Origin of the sequence: Streptomyces sp. NPDC096176, from assembly GCF_044763255.1 — a bacterium.
Taxonomy (GTDB): domain Bacteria; phylum Actinomycetota; class Actinomycetes; order Streptomycetales; family Streptomycetaceae; genus Streptomyces.
Map to the genome: position 1 here is coordinate 1,057,553 of NZ_JBIWFV010000001.1, position 21,262 is coordinate 1,078,814.

General features: G+C 71.1%; 18 protein-coding genes and 1 pseudogene. 15 read left to right on the top strand and 4 right to left on the bottom strand.

The window, feature by feature from the left end; genetic code table 11:
• Positions 1-5 precede the first annotated feature (5 nt).
• Positions 6-764: an IclR family transcriptional regulator gene (locus tag ACIQ7Q_RS05000; protein ID WP_403856314.1), complete on the top strand. Its 759-nt coding sequence runs from the start codon at positions 6-8 to the stop codon at positions 762-764.
• 289 nt (positions 765-1,053) lie between these two features.
• Positions 1,054-2,175, top strand: coding sequence for a PP2C family protein-serine/threonine phosphatase (locus tag ACIQ7Q_RS05005; RefSeq protein ID WP_403856316.1), 1,122 nt, complete (start codon positions 1,054-1,056; stop codon positions 2,173-2,175).
• A gap of 86 nt (positions 2,176-2,261) precedes the next feature.
• Here the strand turns inward: ACIQ7Q_RS05005 and ACIQ7Q_RS05010 are convergent, their stop codons facing one another.
• Positions 2,262-3,542 (bottom strand): PucR family transcriptional regulator, encoded by a 1,281-nt coding sequence (locus tag ACIQ7Q_RS05010; protein WP_403856318.1) that lies wholly within the window; start codon positions 3,540-3,542, stop codon positions 2,262-2,264.
• Between the two features lie 172 nt (positions 3,543-3,714).
• Here ACIQ7Q_RS05010 and ACIQ7Q_RS05015 point away from each other — a divergent pair, with 172 nt between their 5' ends.
• Both ACIQ7Q_RS05015 and pruA read left to right on the top strand, forming a co-directional pair.
• Positions 3,715-4,641, top strand: coding sequence for a proline dehydrogenase family protein (locus ACIQ7Q_RS05015; RefSeq protein ID WP_403856320.1), 927 nt, complete (start codon positions 3,715-3,717; stop codon positions 4,639-4,641).
• Positions 4,642-4,690: 49 nt separating this feature from the next.
• On the top strand, positions 4,691-6,322 hold the full coding sequence (gene pruA, locus ACIQ7Q_RS05020; protein ID WP_403856322.1) for an L-glutamate gamma-semialdehyde dehydrogenase: 1,632 nt from the start codon (positions 4,691-4,693) through the stop codon (positions 6,320-6,322).
• A gap of 184 nt (positions 6,323-6,506) precedes the next feature.
• Here pruA and ACIQ7Q_RS05025 read toward each other — a convergent pair whose 3' ends face one another.
• Positions 6,507-7,346 (bottom strand): DUF1206 domain-containing protein, encoded by an 840-nt coding sequence (locus tag ACIQ7Q_RS05025; protein WP_403856324.1) that lies wholly within the window; start codon positions 7,344-7,346, stop codon positions 6,507-6,509.
• Between the two features lie 128 nt (positions 7,347-7,474).
• Between ACIQ7Q_RS05025 and ACIQ7Q_RS05030 the strand changes: the two genes are divergently transcribed.
• From ACIQ7Q_RS05030 to ACIQ7Q_RS05050, 5 genes are all read left to right on the top strand, one after another.
• Positions 7,475-7,828, top strand: a complete 354-nt coding sequence (locus ACIQ7Q_RS05030) for a hypothetical protein (RefSeq protein WP_403856326.1) — start codon at positions 7,475-7,477, stop codon at positions 7,826-7,828.
• 105 nt (positions 7,829-7,933) lie between these two features.
• Positions 7,934-8,491: a GNAT family N-acetyltransferase gene (locus ACIQ7Q_RS05035; RefSeq protein ID WP_403856328.1), complete on the top strand. Its 558-nt coding sequence runs from the start codon at positions 7,934-7,936 to the stop codon at positions 8,489-8,491.
• Positions 8,492-8,847: 356 nt separating this feature from the next.
• Positions 8,848-8,976, top strand: a complete 129-nt coding sequence (locus ACIQ7Q_RS05040) for a hypothetical protein (RefSeq protein WP_268247338.1) — start codon at positions 8,848-8,850, stop codon at positions 8,974-8,976.
• Between the two features lie 73 nt (positions 8,977-9,049).
• Complete coding sequence (locus ACIQ7Q_RS05045; RefSeq protein ID WP_403856330.1) at positions 9,050-10,093, top strand: 3-isopropylmalate dehydrogenase; 1,044 nt, start codon at positions 9,050-9,052, stop codon at positions 10,091-10,093.
• A 256-nt stretch (positions 10,094-10,349) separates the two neighbouring features.
• Positions 10,350-11,456 (top strand): branched-chain amino acid aminotransferase, encoded by a 1,107-nt coding sequence (locus tag ACIQ7Q_RS05050; protein WP_403856332.1) that lies wholly within the window; start codon positions 10,350-10,352, stop codon positions 11,454-11,456.
• A 21-nt stretch (positions 11,457-11,477) separates the two neighbouring features.
• On the opposite strand, the gene ACIQ7Q_RS05055 is transcribed toward ACIQ7Q_RS05050, so the two are convergent.
• Complete coding sequence (locus ACIQ7Q_RS05055; protein ID WP_403856334.1) at positions 11,478-12,896, bottom strand: cytosine permease; 1,419 nt, start codon at positions 12,894-12,896, stop codon at positions 11,478-11,480.
• 139 nt (positions 12,897-13,035) lie between these two features.
• On the opposite strand from ACIQ7Q_RS05055, the gene ureA reads away from it, so the two are divergent.
• From ureA to cimA, 5 genes are all read left to right on the top strand, one after another.
• Positions 13,036-13,722: an urease subunit gamma gene (ureA, locus tag ACIQ7Q_RS05060; RefSeq protein WP_403856336.1), complete on the top strand. Its 687-nt coding sequence runs from the start codon at positions 13,036-13,038 to the stop codon at positions 13,720-13,722.
• Complete coding sequence (locus tag ACIQ7Q_RS05065; protein ID WP_403856338.1) at positions 13,722-15,404, top strand: urease subunit alpha; 1,683 nt, start codon at positions 13,722-13,724, stop codon at positions 15,402-15,404. Before ureA ends, ACIQ7Q_RS05065 begins: the two co-directional genes overlap by 1 nt.
• 38 nt (positions 15,405-15,442) lie before the next feature.
• A complete protein-coding gene (locus tag ACIQ7Q_RS05070; RefSeq protein WP_403856340.1) occupies positions 15,443-16,459 on the top strand; it encodes an agmatine/peptidylarginine deiminase in 1,017 nt (338 codons plus the stop codon).
• 93 nt (positions 16,460-16,552) lie between these two features.
• A complete protein-coding gene (locus ACIQ7Q_RS05075) occupies positions 16,553-17,173 on the top strand; it encodes a TetR/AcrR family transcriptional regulator (RefSeq protein WP_403856342.1) in 621 nt (206 codons plus the stop codon).
• Between the two features lie 649 nt (positions 17,174-17,822).
• Complete coding sequence (cimA, locus tag ACIQ7Q_RS05080) at positions 17,823-19,445, top strand: citramalate synthase (RefSeq protein ID WP_403856344.1); 1,623 nt, start codon at positions 17,823-17,825, stop codon at positions 19,443-19,445.
• 117 nt (positions 19,446-19,562) lie between these two features.
• Here cimA and ACIQ7Q_RS05085 read toward each other — a convergent pair.
• A pseudogene (locus ACIQ7Q_RS05085) lies at positions 19,563-19,901 on the bottom strand (glucosylceramidase); the annotation flags it as partial.
• Positions 19,902-20,159: 258 nt separating this feature from the next.
• On the opposite strand from ACIQ7Q_RS05085, the gene ACIQ7Q_RS05090 reads away from it, so the two are divergent.
• Entirely contained in the window at positions 20,160-21,134 is a 975-nt protein-coding gene (locus ACIQ7Q_RS05090; RefSeq protein ID WP_403856346.1) for a LacI family DNA-binding transcriptional regulator, read from the top strand.
• Positions 21,135-21,262: the final 128 nt, after the last annotated feature.

The window sequence follows — 21,262 nt, forward strand, 5'->3', positions numbered from 1 at the left end:
GAGGCATGGGTGCTGAGAGCGGCCCCACCCTCATCGCTTCCGTGCAGCGAGCCTTCCGACTGCTGGAAGCCGTGGGGGCTCATGAGGGTGGCGCGACGGCGAAGCAGCTGGCGCGGGAGGCGGGGCTGCCCCTGGCCACCGCCTACCACCTGCTGCGGACGATGGTCCATGACGGATATGTGCGGAAGCTGGAGGACGGCGGTTTTGTCCTCGGGGACAAGCTCCAAGTGCTGCACGCCGGAAGTCGGGGGCAGGCGCTGCTCAGCCGTATCCGTCCCGCGCTCGGCGCGCTGCGGGACGAACTGGCGGCCGCCGCCTATCTGACCTTCTACGAGGACGGGGAGATCCGGGTCGCCGAGATCGTCGACGGCCCCCGTGCTCCCCGGGTCGACCTCTGGGTGGGGTTCGAGGACGCCGGACACGCCACGGCGCTGGGCAAATGCGTTCTCCGTGAGCTGGACGACGAGGCGCGCAACGACTATCTCTCCAGGCACGCCCTCGCCGATCTCACGCCCCGCACCATCACTCGCCGTTCCGAACTGCTCCGGCGGCTCGAGGCGGCACCCTCCGAGCCGGCCGTCCTGGACCTGGAGGAGTACACCCTCGGAACGGTCTGTGTCGCAGTGCCCGTCTACAGCGGGCACAGGCTCGGCTCGCTCGGTGTCTCCCTGCCGGCGGACCAGCTCTCCCGTGTCGACCAGGTCCGAGCACGGCTGATGCCGGCAGCGAACCGTGTGACGAGGGGCCTGTCGCTCACTATTTGAAAAACGTGCCCTTGTGGCACCCGCATATCTACCTATCTCCTTATAAAGCAGACACACGGCTGTAAGGGAACGGGATAGAAAGTTGCGGTTGAAAAGCATGGGCCCGACGCCAGAGCATCAGCGTGCCCTCCGGACGTCCTGGTCCCGGTGCCTCTCGGGACTCCGAAGCCTCGCCGAGCGAGCGGCCGGCTCTGGAGGGCGGACCCAGGCGAACGGCACAGCGGCGGCCCCGTCCCCTGCCGTTGGCGCGCCGGACCTGCCGGGCATCGCGGCCCATGCCGTCGTCGGAGTGCCGGCCCTGATCGTCGTCGCCGTGGCGGTCCTCGACCTTCTTGGCGGATCGGGCATGACCTGGCTGCCGCTGCTGGCCGTCGGGCCCGCGCTGGCCGCCGTCACCAGCAGGCCGCGCACCGTCCTGCGCATCGGCCTGCTCGCCGTGGTACTGGCGGCCGTGCTCGCCGCCCGCGGTCGGGCCTCGGGCGGCGAGGAGGCGATCGTGCTGTCCGCGCTGGTGGCCGTCACCCTGGCGAGCAGCCTGGCCAGTGCGCTGCGCGTGCGGCGCGAGCAGGTGCTGGCGGCCGTCCGCTCGGTGGCGGAGGCCGCACAGCACGCCCTCCTCAAGCCCGTGCCCGCCGTCGTCGGCGAGTTCCAGGCGGCCGTCCGCTACAGCGCCGCCGAGGCCGAGGCCCGGATAGGCGGGGATCTCTACGCTCTTCTGTCCACCCCGCACGGGGTCAGGGCGATCGTCGGAGACGTCCGCGGCAAGGGGCTGCCCGCGGTGGGGACCGCGGCCCTGGTCCTCGGTGTCTTCCGTGAGGCCGCCTATGACGAACCGGACCTCCTGGAGGTCGTCGGCAGGATCGAGCGGAGCCTGTCTCGCAACCTCGGTTCCGACGACTTCGTCACCGCCGTGGTCGTCGGATACCCCCGGGACGGGCACATGGAGGTCGTCAACTGCGGGCACGCGCCGCCGCTGCTGGTCCACGACGGCATGGTCGCGCCGGTCGAACCGGTCGACCCTGTGCCGCCTCTGGGCCTGAGTGGCCTCACCGGTGAGACCCCGGGCCTCCAGGTGCTGCCCTTCGAAGACGGTGACCAGCTGCTTCTCTACACCGACGGCGTCACAGAGGCGCGCAACCACAGCCGTGAGTTCTACCCGCTCACCGAGGGGATGGCGCGGCATGTGTCGGACGAGCCGTCCCGCACCGTCGCCGCTCTGCACGACGAGCTGCAGGCGCATGTGGGCGGTCGGCTGCACGACGACGCGGCCCTGCTGCTGCTGCGTAAGCCGGTCACGGCCGACTCGCGGCCCGCGGCCGAGCCGCACGCTCCGGTCACGAGCCCCGTCCCCACCGGGCCGCAGCGCACCGCTGAGGCATTGACGTCCGTGCGCGCCGACGCCCCAGCCTGAGGCCGGGGATGCCGGAGTTCGAGGCCAGGGTCGCGGAAAGGCGGCCCCGCGCCCCGCTGCCGACAGGGCGCTGCCTCCCGCACGCGCTACAGCCGTGCGCTCTTGAGCGCCATGTGCAGGAGCAGCCGGTGCTCCCCGTCGTCGAGGTCGAGGCCGGTGAGCTGTTCGACGCGCGACAGCCGGTAGTAGAGCGTCTGCCGGTGGATGCCGAGCGAGGCCGCCGTGCGGCCGGCCTGCCCCGCGCAGTCGAGGAACACCTCCGCCGTGCGGGCCAGTTCGTGGTGCGCGGGCGCCAGCAGCGCGCGCACGGCGGGGTCGTCGGCCGCTCCGGGAGTGAGCCCGGTCAGCAGACGGTACGGGCCGAGGTCGGCCCATCGGGCGACGGGCGCGAGGCGGGGCTCGGCCAGGGCCGCCCGGGCGGCCGCACGTGCTTCGCGCCAGGCGCGGCCCAGGCCGCCCAGCCCGGGCAGCGGGTCCGCGATGCCCGCGGCGCTGCGACCGCCACGAGCGGCGGCCTCCGGCCCGTCGGCGGCGCCCGGCGTACGCTCGCCCGCAGGGGCCGCCGCGCGCCCCGTCCCGGAGCTGCCTGCCGTCCCGTGCCGCGTCCCGGGCCCACCCGCCCCGCTGCCCGCCGCCTCGGCGAGCCGTGAGGCCACCGCCAGCGCGGGCGCCAGGTTGTCCGCCGAACGAAGCCGGACCAGCGCGCCCACGGCGTGGGCCGCCGGGCCCGTGGCCAGTGACGCCAACGGCACCGTGCACAGCGCCGCTGCCCCCGGCAGCGACCGTGCCGACGGCGCGTCACCGGTCGGCCACGGCGTCACGCACACCAGCGTGTGCAGCCCTTCCGCTTGGCTGCCCAGCTCCGTGCGGAGCGCGTCCACGGCCATGTCGTACTGCCAGCCGCGCTCCGCCGTCAGCACCGCCCGCAGTTCGCGCGACAGATCCGCCCCGGCGCGTTCCTCGTCCGCGAGCAGGGCGCCGATCCGCCCCGCCACCTCCATCGCCGCGGACAACTGTGCGTCCGTGGGCCCGGGGTCGGCGTCGAGCAGCCAGACATAGCCGAGCGCGATGCCCCGATGCCGTACGGGCAGGCAGATGCGGTCGCGGAAGACCCCCGCGTCCGGAGCGGCCGGGATCCGCACCGGGCCTGTCGCCCGGGTGATGCCGAAGCCCTCGAACCAGGCGCGCACCGCCGGCGTCGAGCGGCGGGTCAGGATCGAGCGGGTGCGGACGGGGTCCATCGCCGTGTCGTCGTCGCTGTCGTGCGCACCGAAGGCGATCAGGCCGAAGTCGCGGTTCTCCAGCGTCGCGGGCATGGCCAGCAACGCGGAGAGCTCGTCCACGAGATCCTGGTAGTCGCCCTTCACCTCGCCATTCTCGCATCCCCTTCAGACATATGTCTGAGATCCGGGACACGGATGCGTGACAGCTGTCGATGGCAGGCGGTCAGAGCGATCCTTAGGTTCAGGGTGGTTCTTCGTGCCGTTTCCGGGTCTTTCGGTTTCGGCCACTTTCAACGCCTGTTCCGTGGAGGTACCCGTGCTGGGTCCCGTGATCCTCGCCGCTTCGCGCAGCGACAAAATGCGCCGCTTCGTGTCGGCCGCCCCGGGGACCAAGCAGGTCGTCTCCCGGTTCATCGCCGGCGAGACGGTCGAGCAGGTCGTCCCGATCGTCAAGGACGCCACCGCCAAGGGTCTCGAGGTCACCCTCGACGTCGTCGGCGAGGACATCACCACGCCCGAGCAGGCCACCGCCGCCCGCGACGCCTACCTCGAGCTGATCGCGCATCTGGCGGACCTCGGTCTCGGCGCCAAGGCCGAGATGTCGGTCAAGCTGTCGATGTTCGGCCAGGCGCTGGAAGGCGGGCACGAGCTGGCACTCGCCAACGTCCGCCCGGTCGTCGAGGCCGCCGCGGCCATCGGCACGACGGTTACGCTGGATGCCGAGGACCACACCACCCTCGACTCGATGTTTGCCATCCACGAGGAGCTCCGCAAGGGTTTCCCGCAGACCGGCTGTGTCATCCAGGCCTACCTGTTCCGCACCGAGGACGACGCCCGCCGCCTCTCCGACGCAGGCAGCCGCGTCCGTATCGTCAAGGGCGCGTACAAGGAGCCCGCCTCCGTGGCGTACCAGGACAAGGCCGAGATCGACAAGGCGTACGTCCGCATCCTGAAGATCCTGATGGAGGGCGACGGCTACCCGATGATCGGGTCCCACGACCCGCGCCTGATCGCCATCGCGCAGGACCTGGCCCACCGCGCGGGCCGCAAGCTCGACGACTACGAGTTCCAGATGCTGTACGGCATCCGCAGCGACGAGCAGGTCCGGCTCGCCGCCGAAGGCCACCGGATGCGGGTCTACACCGCGTTCGGCACCGACTGGTACGGCTACTTCATGCGCCGCCTCGCGGAGAAGCCGGCCAACCTGCTCTTCTTCGTGCGCTCGATGATCACCAAGAACTGACACCAGGGCAGAGCCCTCCCCAACCCCTCGCAAAGGAGTCACGGAACTCATGGACGCTGTCACCCAGGTCCCCGCCCCGGTCAACGAGCCGGTGCACGGCTACGCCGCCGGTTCACCCGAGCGCGCCCGTCTCGAGGCCAAGCTCAAGGAACTGTCCGAGAACCCGATCGACCTTCCGATGACCATCGGCGGGGTACGGCGCATGGGCGGCGGCGAGCGCGTCGACGTCGTGCAGCCGCACAACCACAAGGCCGTCATCGGCACCTTCGCGGCTGCCACCCAGCAGGACGCGCAGGACGCCATCGACGCCGCGCTCGAGGCCGCCCCTGCCTGGCGCGCGATGTCCTTCGACGACCGCGCGGCGATCATCCTGCGTGCCGCCGAGCTGCTGGCCGGCCCCTGGCGCGAGACGCTGGCCGCCTCGACCATGCTCGGCCAGTCGAAGACCGCCCAGCAGGCCGAGATCGACACCCCGTGCGAGCTCGTCGACTTCTGGCGCTTCAACGTCAAGTACGCCCGTGACCTGCTCGCCGAGCAGCCCCCGGCCAACTCGCCGGGCGTGTGGAACCGCCTCGACCACCGCCCGCTCGAGGGCTTCGTCTACGCGATCACCCCGTTCAACTTCACCGCCATCGCCGGCAACCTGCCGACCGCGCCCGCGCTGATGGGCAACGTCGTGGTCTGGAAGCCGTCCCCGACGCAGACCCACGCCGCCGTGCTGCTGATGCAGCTCCTGGAGGAGGCCGGTCTGCCCAAGGGCGTCATCAACCTGGTGACGGGCGACGGCATCGCCGTCTCCGAGGTGGCCCTCGAGCACCCGATGCTCGCCGGCATCCACTTCACCGGCTCGACCAAGACCTTCCAGCACCTGTGGAAGACGGTCGGCAACAACATCGAGAAGTACCGCTCCTACCCCCGCATCGTCGGTGAGACCGGCGGCAAGGACTTCGTCGTCGCGCACCCCAGCGCCGACCGCGCCGTGCTCAAGACCGCGCTGACCCGCGGCTCGTTCGAGTTCCAGGGCCAGAAGTGCTCCGCGTCCTCGCGCGCGTACGTCCCCGCCTCCATCTGGAACTCCGGTTTCAAGGAGGAGTTCGCGGCCGAGGTCGACGGCATCAAGATGGGTGACGTCACCGACCTGACGAACTTCATCGGCGCCGTGATCGACGAGCGTTCCTTCGCCAAGAACAAGGCCGCGATCGACCGGGCCGAGCAGGACCCGACCTGCACGGTCATCGCGGGCGGCACCTACGACGACTCCGTCGGCTACTTCGTCCGCCCGACGGTCATCGAGTGCTCCGACGCCGAGAACGAGGTCTTCACGACCGAGTACTTCGGCCCCATCCTCGCCGTTCACGTCTACGAGGACGACAAGTACGAGGAGATGCTGGAGCAGATGGAGTCGGTGTCGGCGTACGCGCTGACCGGTTCGATCATCGCCGGTGACCGGGCCGCCGCGGCCCACGCGATGGAGAAGCTCCGCTACGCCGCGGGCAACTTCTACATCAACGACAAGTCGACCGGCGCCGTCGTCGGCCAGCAGCCCTTCGGCGGCGGCCGTGCCTCCGGCACCAACGACAAGGCCGGCGCCCCGCAGAACCTGATGCGCTGGACGCTGACCCGTGCGATCAAGGAGACGCTGGTCCCGCCGACGGACTACACGTACCCGCACATGGGCTGACCCCCCGGCCCCTCGGGCAGCCCCCACGTCTCCGCCCCCGTCCCGGCCCCCACGCCGGAACGGGGGCGGTTTCCATGCCCCCGCCGCTCGGGACCGACCCGGCGCCGGCCGGGCAGCACGCCGCTCGGACCCGGCTCCGGCCGGAGCCCACTGTTCAGACCCGGCTCCGGCCGGAGCCCGCTGTTCAGACCCGGCGCCAGCGCGCCATCGCGAACGAGAAGACCCCGAACAGCACCAGTCCCGCGGCCACGAGCACCAGCAGCCACGGCCCCGCCGGCGTGTCGGCGAACGAGCGCAGCGTGTCGTCAAAGCCCTTCGCCTGATCCGGTTCGTACTCGATCGCCGCGCGCACCACGAACACGCCGATCGCCGCGAACAGCGCGCCGCGCGCCACACCGCCACCGACGCCGGTCACGTCGACGAACCGCCGGGCCCGGTGCGACATGCCGCTCCGCTTCAGATGCTTGCGGTACTTGCGCAGTGCGGCCCGCACGGCCACCCATGTACCGGCGACGGCTATGCCGACGCCCGCCAGGCCCACGATCCACTGGCCGCCCGGCGCCTCCAGTGCCCTCGCCGTGACGTCCCGGGACTGCTGGTCGCTGGATCCGCCGCCGCTGCCGCGGTCACCGGCGGCGAACGCGAGAACGGAGTAGGCGACGAAGCCGTAGAAGAGGCAACGCCCCCCGGACAGCAGCCGCTTGCCCGTCTTGTGTCCGTCGGGGCCTGAGGCACCGAACAGCGCCTCCGACAGCCGCCACAGTGCCATGCCGACCAGGCCGGCACCCAGCGCCCACAACAGCACCGCGCCGAAGGGCTGCCCGGCCAGCTCGGCGAGCGCTCCGCCCCGGTCCGCCTGGCGGCCTCCGCCGCCGAACGCGATGTGCAGTGCGAGGACGCCGACGAGCAGATAGATCACCCCGCGTGCGACGAATCCCCAGCGTGCGGCCGTGTCCACGACCGAACCGTTCGCCGCCCGCCGGGCGTTCGCCCGGCCGCGTACCGTCACCGTGCGTGCGTTCATGGGCCACCTCCGGTACGCAGGTGCCCGTGGGCAGTTGGGCGAAACAGTTCGTTGAAACAGCGGCCGCCGCCCAAGGCATCGTGACAGCCGGTCAGTTTGCGCGCTCCCGGGGCGGATACCCGAAGACCATGACCGAGACCAAGAAGAAGACGACGCAGGCACGTACAAGCACGGCGCGAGCGCAGCGCTCCGCCAAGGAAACGGCGAGCGAAACCGCCGAAGCGGCACAGGGTTTCGGCGGCGCGGCCACCGAGAAGGCAGCGTCCGCGGCACGGACGGTCCAGCGCACGGCCGTCGCCGCCGCAGGCGCCACGGCAGGAGCGGCGGGCGTCGTCTGGAGCATCGTCAAGGCCCGTAAGGCCGTTGTCGCCGGAGCGGGGACGGGTGTCGTCACCGCGGTGGCCGGCTCGTACGCGCTCGGCCGCCGCTCCGGCCTGCGGCAGCGCGGCCCGCTGTCCCGTCTCACGGGCGGCAGGATCTGACCACGCTCGCCGAACCACCTGCGCCGGAACGGTTTTCCGTCACCGGGTACCGGCCCTAGGAGCAACCCGGTACCCGGTGCCGGCGCGGCCTGACACAGTGACCGCATGACCGATCAGGTGACCGACGCGCTGCGCACGGCCCACACCCACCAGCTCTCCGAGTCCGGTCTCGCAGGGATCCGGACCATGCTGCACGAGGCGTTCTGCGGCGATTTCGGCGACGAGGACTGGGCCCACGCCCTCGGCGGCGTGCATGCCTTCGTCCGCGACGGCCGGGGTGTGGCAGCCCACGGCAGCGTCATCATGCGGCGGGTGCTGCACACGGGCCGGTCATACCGCGTCGGATACGTCGAGGCGGTTGCGGTCCGGGCCGACCGCCGCCGCCAGGGTCTGGGCGGGCGGGTGATGCAGGCGCTGGAGACGGTGATCGACGGGGCGTACGACCTCGGCGCGCTGTCCGCGTCGGACGACGGCGCCGGGCTGTACCGCGTCAGAGGGTGGCAGTTGTGGCGGGGCCGTATCGAGGCCATGGCCCCGCAGGGCACCGTCCGCCTTCCGGAGGAGGAGGACTCCACCTGGCTCCGCCCCGCCGCCGGCGCGCCGCTCCCCGAACCCGCCGCCGGCCCGCTGGCCTTCGACTGGCGCGACGGGGACGTTCTCTGAACCCCTCCCGGCGGCCCTGAGCGGTGTCCCCGCAGGACTTGGTGACCGTACGCGGGCGGCGCGTCGAGGGCGGCGGCCGGCCCCGCGCTCGCCATGTCACTACCACCTAGGTGGGAAAGCAATCCAGATGGTCTGGCGATCCTTCACGCGAAGATCGCGTCTCAGATAGTAGGAAGTCCGAGTAATTGTGGAGACAGAGCGGCCGAGCTGACCTAGCTTTGTAGGAGCCGAACGTCTCGCTCGATCCAGCGAATGGCGGTCGTGAGCCCGTGCCCCGTGCAGGCAACCCCTGCGGCATCGCTCCCCGCCCCTTCCGGCGCCTCGAAATCTCTTCCGATCTCAAGGAGTCGATCATCATGTCCGCTGCGACCGCCCGCCGAGTCCGTCACGCCTCCCGCACCAGCGAGTCCGACCGCAAGAACGCCGCCGCCGCCCTCCAGCGCGCCCTCGACCGCCGGGACAACGGCGGCTCCACCGGTCACTGATCCGCATTGCTTCCCCCCGTCCATATGGTGGACCTTGTGTGTCATTGAATGGGACGGGGAGTAGGGTGCCGACATGTCTCGCAGCATCAATCTCGCAGTAGTCCCCGGTGACGGCATCGGCCAGGAGGTCGTGGCGCAGGGCCTGAAGGTCCTTGCCGCGGTCCTGCCCCAGGATGTGAAGCTGGAGACCAAGGAGTACGACCTCGGCGCCCAGCGCTGGCACCGCACCGGAGAGACTCTCCCCGACGCGGAGCTCGACTCCCTCAAGAACCACGACGCGATCCTCCTCGGCGCCATCGGCGACCCGTCGGTGCCGTCCGGCGTGCTGGAGCGCGGTCTGCTGCTGAAGCTGCGGTTCGCCTTCGACCACTACGTCAACCTGCGTCCGTCGAAGCTGTTCCCCAATACGGCCACTCCGCTGGTCGGCCGACCGGACATCGACTTCGTCGTCGTCCGTGAGGGCACCGAAGGCCCGTACACCGGAAACGGCGGCTCCCTGCGCACCGGCACGCCCGCCGAAGTGGCCACCGAGGTCAGCCTGAACACCGCCTACGGCGTGGAGCGCGTCGTGCGCGACGCCTACGAGCGGGCCAACTCCCGCCCCCGCAAGAAGCTGACGCTCGTCCACAAGAACAACGTCCTCGTCTACGCCGGCCACATGTGGAAGAACATCTTCGACAGGGTCGGCAAGGAGTACCCCGAGGTCACCACCGACTATCTGCACGTCGACGCCGCGACGATCTTCTTCGTCACCCAGCCGGAGCGCTTCGACGTCATCGTCACCGACAACCTCTTCGGCGACATCCTCACCGACCTCGCCGCCGCCGTGACCGGCGGCATCGGCCTGGCCGCCTCCGGCAACATCAACCCGACGGGTGATTTCCCGTCGATGTTCGAGCCCGTCCACGGCTCGGCTCCCGACATCGCCGGCCAGGGCAAGGCCGACCCGACCGCCACGATCCTGTCGGTCGCCCTCCTGCTGCGCCACCTCGGCCACGAGGCCGAGGCCGTCCGCATCGAGGAGGCGGTCGCCGCCGACCTCGCGGAACGCGAGCCGGGCACGACGCGCACCACGGACGAGATCGGCGACGCGCTCGCGGTACGAGTAGCGAGCTGACCCGCCGGACACCACTTCCGGGGGCGTCCCCCGGACACTCCCAGAAGCCGCCGGGTCGCATCTCCACCGCGCCCGGCGGCTTTTCCTGTGCGGCCCCCGGGTGCGACCATCATCCTGGGCCGCACCCACGCCGTTCCCCGCACGATCCTCCACGGGCGATAATCGAACGTGGACCGTGTGCACGGCGATGCTCGGACGTCCAAGCAATCGGCGTGAGCGCGGTCCGTCACAACAACCGGTGAAGGACACTGCACTCATGACGACGCCCACGATCGAGCTCAAGCCCTCTTCGCACCCGCTGTCCGACGCGGAGCGCGAGGGGATCCTGGCCAACCCGGGATTCGGCCGCCACTTCACCGACCACATGGTGACGATCAAGTGGACGGAGGGGCGTGGGTGGCACGACGGTGAGCTCGTCCCGTACGGACCGCTGTCCCTCGACCCGGCGAACATGACCCTGCACTACGCGCAGGAGATCTTCGAGGGCCTCAAGGCCTACCGCCGCCCCGACGGCTCCGTCGCCACGTTCCGCCCCGAGGCCAACGCGGAGCGGTTCCAGCGGTCCGCGCGTCGCCTCGCCATGCCCGAACTGCCGGTGGACACGTTCATCGCCGCCTGCGACGCCCTGGTCCAGCAGGACGCGGCTTGGGTTCCGCCCCACGGCGGCGAGGAGTCCCTCTACCTCCGCCCGTTCATGATCGCGACCGAGGTCGGCCTGGGTGTGAAGCCGGCCAACGAGTACCTCTTCATCGTCATCGCCTCCCCGGCCGGCGCGTACTTCCCCGAGGGCGTCAAGCCCGTCTCCATCTGGCTCTCGGAGGACCGCGTCCGCGCCGTCCCCGGCGGCATGGGCGACGCCAAGACCGGCGGCAACTACGCCGCGTCCCTTCTCGCGCAGGCCGAGGCAGCGCAGAAGGGCTGCGCCCAGGTCGCCTACCTCGACGCGGTCGAGCACAAGTGGGTCGAGGAACTGGGCGGCATGAACCTGTACTTCGTCTACGAGAACGGCTCCGGCGACGGATTCAAGATCGTCACGCCCGAGCTCACCGGTTCGTTGCTCGCAGGCATCACGCGAGACTCGCTTCTCACCCTGGCCAAGGACCTCGGCTACGAGTCGGAGGAGGGCCGGGTCTCCATCGACCAGTGGCAGGCCGACACCGAGAACGGCACGCTCAAGGAGGTCTTCGCCTGCGGCACCGCCGCGGTCATCACGCCCGTCGGCCTGGTGAAGTCGGCGCGCGGCGAGTGGACACAGTCCGGCGGTCAGCCGGGCGAGGTCACCATGAACCTGCGCAAGGCGCTCCTCGACATTCAGACCGGCGCCGGCGAGGACGTCCACGGCTGGATGCACCAGCTCGGCTGACGTCCTGCCGCCCACCGCCCGCTACTGAGGCCCGGCGCCCTGCAACGCAGGCTGCCGGGCCTCGGTCGCGAGCGTGCTCAGTGCCGCGTACATGACGCCGCCCACCAGGCCGGACAGGACGAAGCTGCAGTCCACCCCGCCGGTGAGGACGAGCAGCGGGCCCTCGTAGAGCGGGGTGGAGACGGCCGCCAGACCCACGGCGGCGCCCAGCGCCCAGGACGCCGTGGCGCGCGGATTCCAGCCGGCGCGGAACCAGTAGATCCCGCCACGCGCACGGCGGTTGTAGACCTGCAGCGCCTCCGCGTCGTACGCGCCGCCGCAGCGGACGTGCGCCATCAGTGTGATCACCGCCCAGGGCGTGCCGACCGCGGTGAGCAGCAGCACGAACGACGTCATCGCCGACTGGGCGTCCCACACGAAGTGGCCCACGAAGACGAACGCGGTGGCGAGGGCCGCGACGACGAGCGTGGCCCGGGTGCGCGTCGCCTTCGGCAGGATCGCGTCCAGGTCCAGGCCCATGGAGTACAGCATCAGACCGGCGTTGCCGACCGAGCCGGCGGCGGCGGCGACCAGCAGCGGGATCACGTACCAGGCGGGGGATGCGGCGACCAGCGGCCCCGCGTAGTCCAGCCCGGCGCGGGCGGCCAGCGCCGTGTACGTACCGAACAGCTGCGGAACGAGCAGTCCTGCCGTGAGCCCCAGGCAGGTGGCCCGCAGGACCTTGCGCGGGCTGTGCCGTTCGGGCGAGATGTAGCGGGTGTAGTCGCCGAGCAGGGTGATGAACGCGATCGGCCCGCTGAGCCCGGCGGCGACGGCGGACAGCAGCCAGGTCGGCCAGAACGAGCCGAGCAGGTACGGGGTGTCCGGCGGGGCCGCGGTGGTCATCGCGGGCGCATAGGCCAGCAGGCCGAGGAGCAGCAGCGCCGTCATGCCGACCGCGAGGATCCTGCTCAGCCGCAGCAGCAGCCGATAGCCGTACACCGCGCCGACCACCGTGCATGCGGCGAGCAGCGCGTACACGACGGTGTGTGCGACACCTCCGGTGGGCACACCGGCGATCCGGGCCAGGGTCCCGAGCATCACGTCGCCGCCGATCCACAGGGTCAGAGCCGTGTAGCCGAGCGAGAGCAGCAGCCCGACGACGGAGCCGACGAGCCGGCCGCGCACGCCGAAGGCCGCGCCGCTGGAGGTCGACAGGTTCGTCGCGGTCCGCAGTGAGACGAGGGCCAGTGGAGCGGTGACGACCACGCCGACGATCGTGCCGGCGACCACGGAGGTGACGGCGGGCCACAGGCCCAGTCCGAAGGAGACGGGGAGCCAGCCGAAGACGATCACCCCCAGACAGAGGTTCGACCCCAGCAGGATGGACATGAGATCGCGCGGAGTGCTGGTGCGCTCCGCCTCGGGGATGGTGTCGACTCCGTGCTGTTCCACCGGCATGGGCTGCCCCTCGAGCTCGCTGTTTGAGTGACGCTCTAATTGAATGGTGCTCAATGTGAGCTATGCCTTGCTTGAAGTCAATGCTTTCGTTCAATCCGCGGACATGGTTAGAGTGGTGCTCGAACTTGGAGGTGTGGACGTGCGACTGACCCCGACCGAGCGCGACAGGCTGCTGCTCTTCGGCGCCGCCGAGCTGGCGCGGGCGCGCAGGGCCCGCGGCCTGCGGCTCAATGTCCCCGAGGCGACCGCGCTCATAGCGGACACCGTCTGCGAGGCGGCCCGCGACGGCCGCAGACTGGCGGAGGCCATCGACGCGGCCCGCTCGGTGCTCGGCCCCGACGACGTCCTCCCGGGCGTCGCGGACGTCGTGACCGAGGTGCATGTGGAGGCCGTCTTCGACGACGGGTCCCGCCTCGCCGTCGTCTCCGACCCGATCGGCGGCGGGGGACTGGAGGAGCGCGCCCCGGGCGCCCTGCTGCCCGCCCCCGCTCACGAGGAGGCGGCGCCCGCCCTGCGGCTCCTGGTGCGCAACACGGCGACCGTGCCCGTCAGCGTCACCTCCCACTTCCACTTCTTCGAGGCCAACCCGCGGCTTCATTTCGACCGTGCCGCCGCATACGGCATGCGGCTCGCCGTCCCGGCCGGTTCCTCCGTCCGCTTCGACCAGGGCGTCGAGGCGGAGATCGGCCTCGTACCGATCGGCGGCGACCGGATCGCCATCGGATTCGCCGGCCTGGTCGACGGTCCGCTCGACGCGCCGGGCGCCAAGGAAGAAGCACTCAAGCGGGCCGCGGCCTGCGGCTACCTCGGAGCGGAGGAGATCTGATGGACCCGTACGAGTACGCATCCGTGCACGGCCCCCGCGCCGGGGACCGGGTCGTCCTGGGCGACTCCGGGCTCGTCGTCCGCGTCGAGTCCGACGCCCAGAAGCCCGGCGACGAGTTCCTCGCCGGCTTCGGCAAGACCGCCCGCGACGGCCTGCACCTGAAGGCCGCCGCGGTGCGCGAGACCTGCGACGTCGTGATCAGCAACGTTCTGGTGATCGACGCCGTGCAGGGCATCCGCAAGGTGTCCATCGGCATCCGCGAGGGACGCATTTACGCCATCGGCCGGGCCGGCAACCCGGACACCCTCGACGGCGTCGACGTCGTCGTCGGCACCGGCACGTCCATCGTTTCCGGCGAGGGCCTGATCGCCACGGCGGGCGCCGTCGACACACACGTCCACCTGCTCTCCCCGCGGATCATGGAGGCGTCACTCGCCTCCGGTGTCACCACCGTCATCGGCCAGGAGTTCGGCCCCGTGTGGGGCGTCGGCGTCAACTCGCCCTGGGCGCTGAAGCACGCCTTCAACGCCTTCGACGCCTGGCCCGTCAACATCGGCTTCCTCGCGCGCGGCTCGTCCTCCGACGACGCCCCGCTGGTGGAGGCGCTGGCCAAGGGCGGCGCGTCCGGCTTCAAGGTCCACGAGGACATGGGCGCGCACACCCGGGCCCTCGACACCGCGCTGCGGGTCGCGGAGGAGCACGACGTGCAGGTCGCGCTGCACAGCGACGGTCTGAACGAATGCCTCTCCGTCGAGGACACCCTGCGCGTCCTCGACGGCCGCACGATCCACGCCTTCCACATTGAGGGCTGCGGCGGCGGACACGTGCCGAACGTCCTCAAGATGGCGGGCGTGCCGAACGTCATCGGCTCGTCCACCAACCCCACCCTGCCCTTCGGCCGGGACGCCGTCGCCGAGCACTACGGCATGATCGTCTCCGTCCACGACCTCAAGACCGACCTGCCCGGCGACGCCGCCATGGCCCGCGACCGCATCCGTGCCGGAACGATGGGCGCGGAGGACGTACTGCACGACCTCGGCGCGATCGGCATCACCTCGTCCGACGCACAGGGCATGGGGCGTGCAGGGGAGACCGTGCGCCGCACCTTCGCCATGGCCGGGAAGATGAAGGCCGAACTCGGCCCCATGGACGGCGACGGCGCGCACGACGACAACGCACGCGTCCTGCGCTACGTGGCCAAGCTGACCATCAACCCCGCCATCGCCCACGGCCTCGCCCACGAGATCGGCTCCATCGAGGTCGGCAAGATGGCCGACATCGTGCTGTGGCGACCGGAGTTCTTCGGCGCGAAACCCCAACTGGTTCTGAAGTCCGGCTTCCCCGCCTACGGAGTCGTCGGCGACCCGAACGCGGCGACCGACACCTGCGAACCACTGGTGCTCGGCCCGCAGTTCGGCGCCTACGGGGCGACACCGGCCGACATCTCCGTCGCGTTCGTGGCCCAGGCCGCCGTGGACCTCGGATCCGACCTGATGCCCACACGCCGGCGCAGGGTCGCGGTGCGCGGCACACGAGGCATCGGCCCCGGCGACCTGCTGCTCAACTCCCGTATCGGAGACGTGTCGGTGGACGGCGCCACGGGCCTGGTCACGCTCGACGGTGATCCGCTGCGCTCGCAGCCGGCCGAGTCCATCTCCCTGAACCGCCTCTACTTCCTCTAGACCACACAGCCTGCACCTCCCAGCAACCGAGGATTCCCGTGACCTTCCGCATGCCGGCCGAATGGGCCCCCCACGAACGCACCTGGATGGCCTGGCCCGGCCCCAACCCCACGTTCACGAACGAAGCGGAACTGGCGGAGGCGCGGGCCGCCTGGGCCTCCGTGGCCCGCGCGGTACGCCGCTTCGAGCCGGTGACCGTCGTCGCCGGCCCCGGACAGGTACCCTCCGCCTGCGAACTCCTCGGCCTGGACATCGACGTCGTCGAGCGGGACCTGGACGATGCGTGGATGCGCGACATCGGCCCCACCTTCGTCAGCGACGGTTCCCAACTGGCCGCCGTAGACTGGGTGTTCAACGGCTGGGGCGCCGCCGACTGGGCGCGCTGGGAGCACGACGCCAAGATCGCCCGTCACGTCGCCGACCTCGCGGGCGTCCCCGTCCACCCGTCCCCCCTCGTCAACGAGGGCGGCGCGATCCATGTCGACGGCGAAGGCACCGTCCTGCTCACGGACACGGTCCAACTCGGCCCGGAGCGCAACCCCGGATGGACCCGCGCCGAGGTCGAGGCCGAGATCCACGCCCGGCTCGGCACCCAGAAGGCGATCTGGCTGCCGCGCGGACTGACCGGCGACTACGGCATGTACGGCACCCGGGGCCACGTCGACATCGTCGCGGCCTTCGCCCGCCCGGGAGTCGTCGTCGTCCACACCCAGCCCGACCCGTCCCACCCCGACCACGAACTCTCCAAGGCCAACGTGGCCCTGCTCGCGGCCCAGACGGACGCCAGAGGCCGCCGCCTGGAGGTCGTCGAGGTCCCGGCCCCGACCGTCCTCGTCGACGAGGACGGAGAGTGGGTCGACTACTCGTACATCAACCACTACATCTGCAACGGCGGCGTGGTCCTGTGCGCCTTCGACGACCCCCGCGACGAGATCGCGGCGGGCATCTTCCGCCGGCTCCTCCCGGAGCGGACGGTGACGCTGGTGGACGCGCGGGCGATCTTCGCGGGCGGCGGCGGCATCCACTGCATCACCCAGCAGCAGCCGAAGATCTGACAGCGGTGTGGCGGGGGCGGACCTTCGCCGACGACGACCGAGCACGATCGGGTAGAACGTACGGGTGAACGCCTCGCTTCCGGCAGCCGCCGTATGACCCCAGCCGCCCGCCGCCGCAACGTCGCACCGCCGCGCGAGGCGCTCCTCGCCGCCGCCATGGCCACCATCGCCGAGCGCGGGCTCGACGGGCTCACCATGGCCGGGCTCGGCCGCGAGGTCGGGATGAGCAGCGGCCATCTCCTCTACTACTTCCGCACGAAGGACGAGCTGCTCCTGCAGACCCTGGAGTGGAGCGAGGGCCGCCTGGGCGCGGAGCGCAGCGCGCTGCTGTCCCGACAGGCGACGGTACGGGAGCGGCTCGACGCGTACGTCGACCTGTACGTGCCCGAAGGGCCGCGCGACCCGCACTGGACGCTCTGGCTCGAGGTCTGGAACCGCTCGCAGAACGCGGAGGCCGACGCCCGCGCCCGCCAGGCCGCGATCGAGGGCGCCTGGCACCGCGACCTGGTCGCGCTGCTCGCCGAGGGCATCTCCCGCGGCGAATTCCGCCCCGTCGACCCCGATCGCGTCGCGGCGAGACTCCGGGCCCTGTTGGACGGCTTCAGCGTCCACGTCGCCGTGGGCATACCGGGCACGAGCCGCACCCAGGTACTGGCACACGTCCGCGAGTTCGTGTCCGAAGCCCTGCTGCCCCCTCCACCCCCCAGCCGGTGACTACTTGAGCCCCCGCCCCCGCTTGAGCCCCGATGAGCGGGGCACCTCTTCTTCCGTCGGCGTTCGGGTCGCCGGTGGCATCGTGAGCTCCGGCCGGCGTTCGAGCCCTGATGAGCGGGGCAACCTCCGCCCCCCGACCTCGTTCGAGGTCATTTTGAGCCCCGCCGGCGATTGAGGCGCGGGGTTGGGGGCGGAGCCCCCGAAACGAGACCGGCGCCGTTGCCAGGGGCCAGGAACCCCCGGGGGCGCGGGATTCGGGGCGGAAGCCCGACAAGGCCGGCGCCGGGGTCCGGGGCCTGCCCCGGTTCGGGAAGGGGCGGGGTGGGGGAAGAGCCCCCGCAGCAGACCCGCCCGCATCGTGAGACACGCGTCCACGCCCCACCCACCCTGTGGCAAACTGCCCCCGTGCTCTCGTTCGCCATGATTATCGGCAGCAGCGCGCCGGTCCGCAGTGACCGCTGAACCCGTGGACAGCAATCCCGCGGCAGGCGGCACCGTGCCCCAGACCCGCGCGCAGACCTCTCGCACCCGCGAGGGGTTTTTTCGTTTTACGGCCTCACCCGTGGCCGGAGGCGGACCGCGCGCGAAGATGGGGGCAAGTGGAGCCAGAACTTCCGGAGCCACTCATCCGACAGGAGTCAAGACAGCCATGACCACCAAGGCCAAGGACACGGACGGCTTCCGTGTCGACGACGCCTTCCATGTCTTCGACACGACGCTGCGCGACGGCGCCCAGCGCGAGGGCATCAACCTCACGGTCGCGGACAAGCTGACCATCGCCCGGCACCTTGACGAGTTCGGCGTGGGCTTCATCGAGGGCGGCTGGCCGGGTGCGAACCCGCGCGACACCGAGTTCTTCGCCCGCGCCCAGCAGGAGATCACCTTCCGGCACGCCCAGCTCGTCGCGTTCGGCGCGACCCGCCGCGCGGGTGCCAAGGCGAGCGAGGACCCCCAGGTCAAGGCGCTTCTCGATTCGGGTGCGCCCGTGGTCACGCTGGTTGCCAAGTCGCACGACCGGCATGTCGAGCTCGCCCTGCGCACGACCCTGGAGGAGAACCTGGAGATGGTCCGGGACACCGTCTCCCACCTGTGTGAGCAGGGCCGCCGGGTCTTCGTGGACTGCGAGCACTTCTTCGACGGCTACCGCGCCAACCCCGAGTACGCCAAGTCCGTTGTCCGCACCGCGTACGAGGCCGGCGCGGACGTCGTCATCCTCTGCGACACCAACGGCGGGATGCTGCCCGCCCAGGTCCAGGCCGTCGTCGGGACCGTGATCGCCGACACCGGCGCGCGGCTCGGCATCCACGCCCAGGACGACACCGGCTGCGCCGTCGCGAACACCCTGGCCGCCGTCGACGCCGGCGCCACTCACGTGCAGTGCACGGCCAACGGCTACGGCGAGCGCGTCGGCAACGCCAACCTGTTCCCGGTCGTGGCCGCGCTCGAGCTCAAGTACGGCAAGAAGGTCCTGCCCGAGGGCGCCCTCGCGGACATGACCCGTGTCTCGCACGCCATCGCGGAGGTCGTCAACCTCACGCCCTCCACCCACCAGCCCTATGTGGGTGTCTCCGCCTTCGCCCACAAGGCCGGACTGCACGCCTCCGCCATCAAGGTCGACCCGGACCTCTACCAGCACATCGACCCCGAGCTGGTCGGCAACACCATGCGGATGCTCGTCTCCGACATGGCCGGGCGCGCCTCGATCGAGCTCAAGGGCAAGGAGCTCGGCATCGATCTCGGCGACGACCGCGAGCTGGTCGGCCGGGTCGTCGAGCGGGTCAAGGAGCGCGAGCTCCAGGGCTACACCTACGAGGCCGCCGACGCCTCCTTCGAGCTGCTGCTGCGCGCGGAGGCGGAGGGCAGGGCCCGCCGCTACTACCGCACGGAGTCGTGGCGCGCGATCGTCGAGGACCGCCCGGACGGCACGCACGCCAATGAGGCCACGGTGAAGCTGTGGGCGAAGGGCGAGCGCATCGTCGCCACGGCCGAGGGCAACGGCCCGGTCAACGCACTGGACCGGGCGATGCGGGTGGGCCTGGAAAAGATCTACCCGCAGCTCGCCAAGCTGGAGCTGATCGACTACAAGGTCCGCATCCTCGAAGGCCGCCACGGCACGGGGTCGACGACCCGCGTACTGATCACGACCGGCGACGGCACCGGCGAATGGGCGACCGTCGGCGTCGCGGACAACATCATCGCCGCGTCCTGGCAGGCACTGGAGGACGCGTACACGTACGGCCTGCTGCGCGCGGGCGTCGAGCCGACGGAGTAGCCGCCGCAGGGCGTCAGCGGCGCACCCCGGCTCTCCTGGCGTGCACAGGACGGAGCGGCGCGGCCCGGTTCCACCGGCCGCGCCGCCCGTCCGGCCGCGTGCTCAGCTCCGCAGCTGCCGCGTGGCCTGTGACAGCGCCCCGCTGCCCTTCATCAGCCAGGCGGCGGTGTCGGTGAACGACGCTCCGCCGCCGGTGAAGGTCTGGTAGCGGGTGTTCTCGTCGACGGTGACGGCGGTGCCGCCACCGCCGTTGCCCGCCTGGAAGTTGACCGGGGTCTGCTGCTGCAGCCCGCGGGTGACATGGCGGCCGCCGCTGTCGTCGGTGGTGGTGAGCCAGATGTTCACCTGTTCCCCGGCGGCCTGTGCGGTGCCGGCGGAGAGGCCGGTGAGTCCGGTGGTGGCGAGCGCGCCGGCGAGCAGGAGGCGCAGTGTCCTCATCGGTCGTTGTCGTGCCATGGGCTGTGGCCCTTCTCGGCAGAGGTGTGGGGGTCGAGGCGGAAGTGAACTGCCGTTGTGAACCGCCGTCAAGGCCTTGCACATTCAGAACCTGAACGCACAAGTCCTCGCTATGGCCCGGAACTTGGACTTCGATGGATTTCGACGTGAAGTCTTGACGGCGGAGCGGCCCGCCTGTTGACTCACCGCACCGTCGCCGGAACCGGTTCCGGCAGCGGTTCCGGTACCGGTACCAGACCTCGACGCGGAGGCCATCCCATGCGTGTCACCATCGCCGATGTCGCACGTGAGGCGGGGGTCAGCAAGACCACTGTGTCCCGTGTCCTGAACACCAAGGCCGATGTGGACGCCACCACCGCAGCCCGCGTTCGTGAAGTGATCGGTGTGCTCGGCTATGTGCCCAGCTCGGGAGCGGTCGGCCTGGCCCGTGGCCGAAGCCGCACCGTGGCCATGCTGACGCCTCCGCTCACCTGGCCGTGGATGGGCGAGGTGCTCCAGGGCGTCGCGGACACCGTCGAGGCGGCGGGCTACGGCCTGCTGCTGTTCACCTGCAACCGCGGCGCCGAGTCCGTCGACCACTTCACCAGCCAGGTCTCCGCGCGGGCGTTCGACGGGCTGCTGGTCATCGAGCCGGAGAACACCCTCGACACGATCACCGCCATGCATCGCCGCGGCCTGCCCGTCGTCCTCATCGACGATCGCGGGCACCACCCCGAATTCCCCTCCGTGGTCACCACGAACCGGGAGGGCGGCGCGTCGGCCGCCCGCCATCTGCTCGCGGCGGGCCGCCGCCGGCCACTCCTCGCGACCGGCCCCGTCGTCTTCGGCTGCGTACAGGAGCGGCTGGCGGGATTCCTCGACGTCCTGCCCACCGACCTTGTCATGGAGGGCCAGTTCACCGAGGCGTTCGGTCGGCAGACCGTCGAACGGGCACTCGCGGACGGCGAGCCTTTCGACTGCGTGTTCGCGCACAACGACCTCATCGCCGCGGGCGTGTTGCGTGCCCTGCGTGGCGCCGGCCGACGGGTGCCCGACGACGTCGCCGTCGTCGGCTTCGACGACATCCCCATGGCCCGGCAGACCGAGCCTCCGCTGACCACGGTCCGCCAGCCCATGCGCGAGATGGGCGAGGCCGCAGCGCGGCTGCTGCTGGCCCGGCTCTCCGGCGAGGTGATCCCGGACGAGCCGGTGGTGCTGCCCACCGAACTCGTCGTCCGGGGCTCCACGCCCTGACCCGGCAGGGCCGCCCCACCACCCGCCCCTTCGCGCTCCGCCCCGCCGGCCACGCCTTCCGACCCACCCGGCCGGCCACCTCCTGCACCCTGCGCCCCGCACACCCCCGTCCTGTCGAAGGAGCCGTC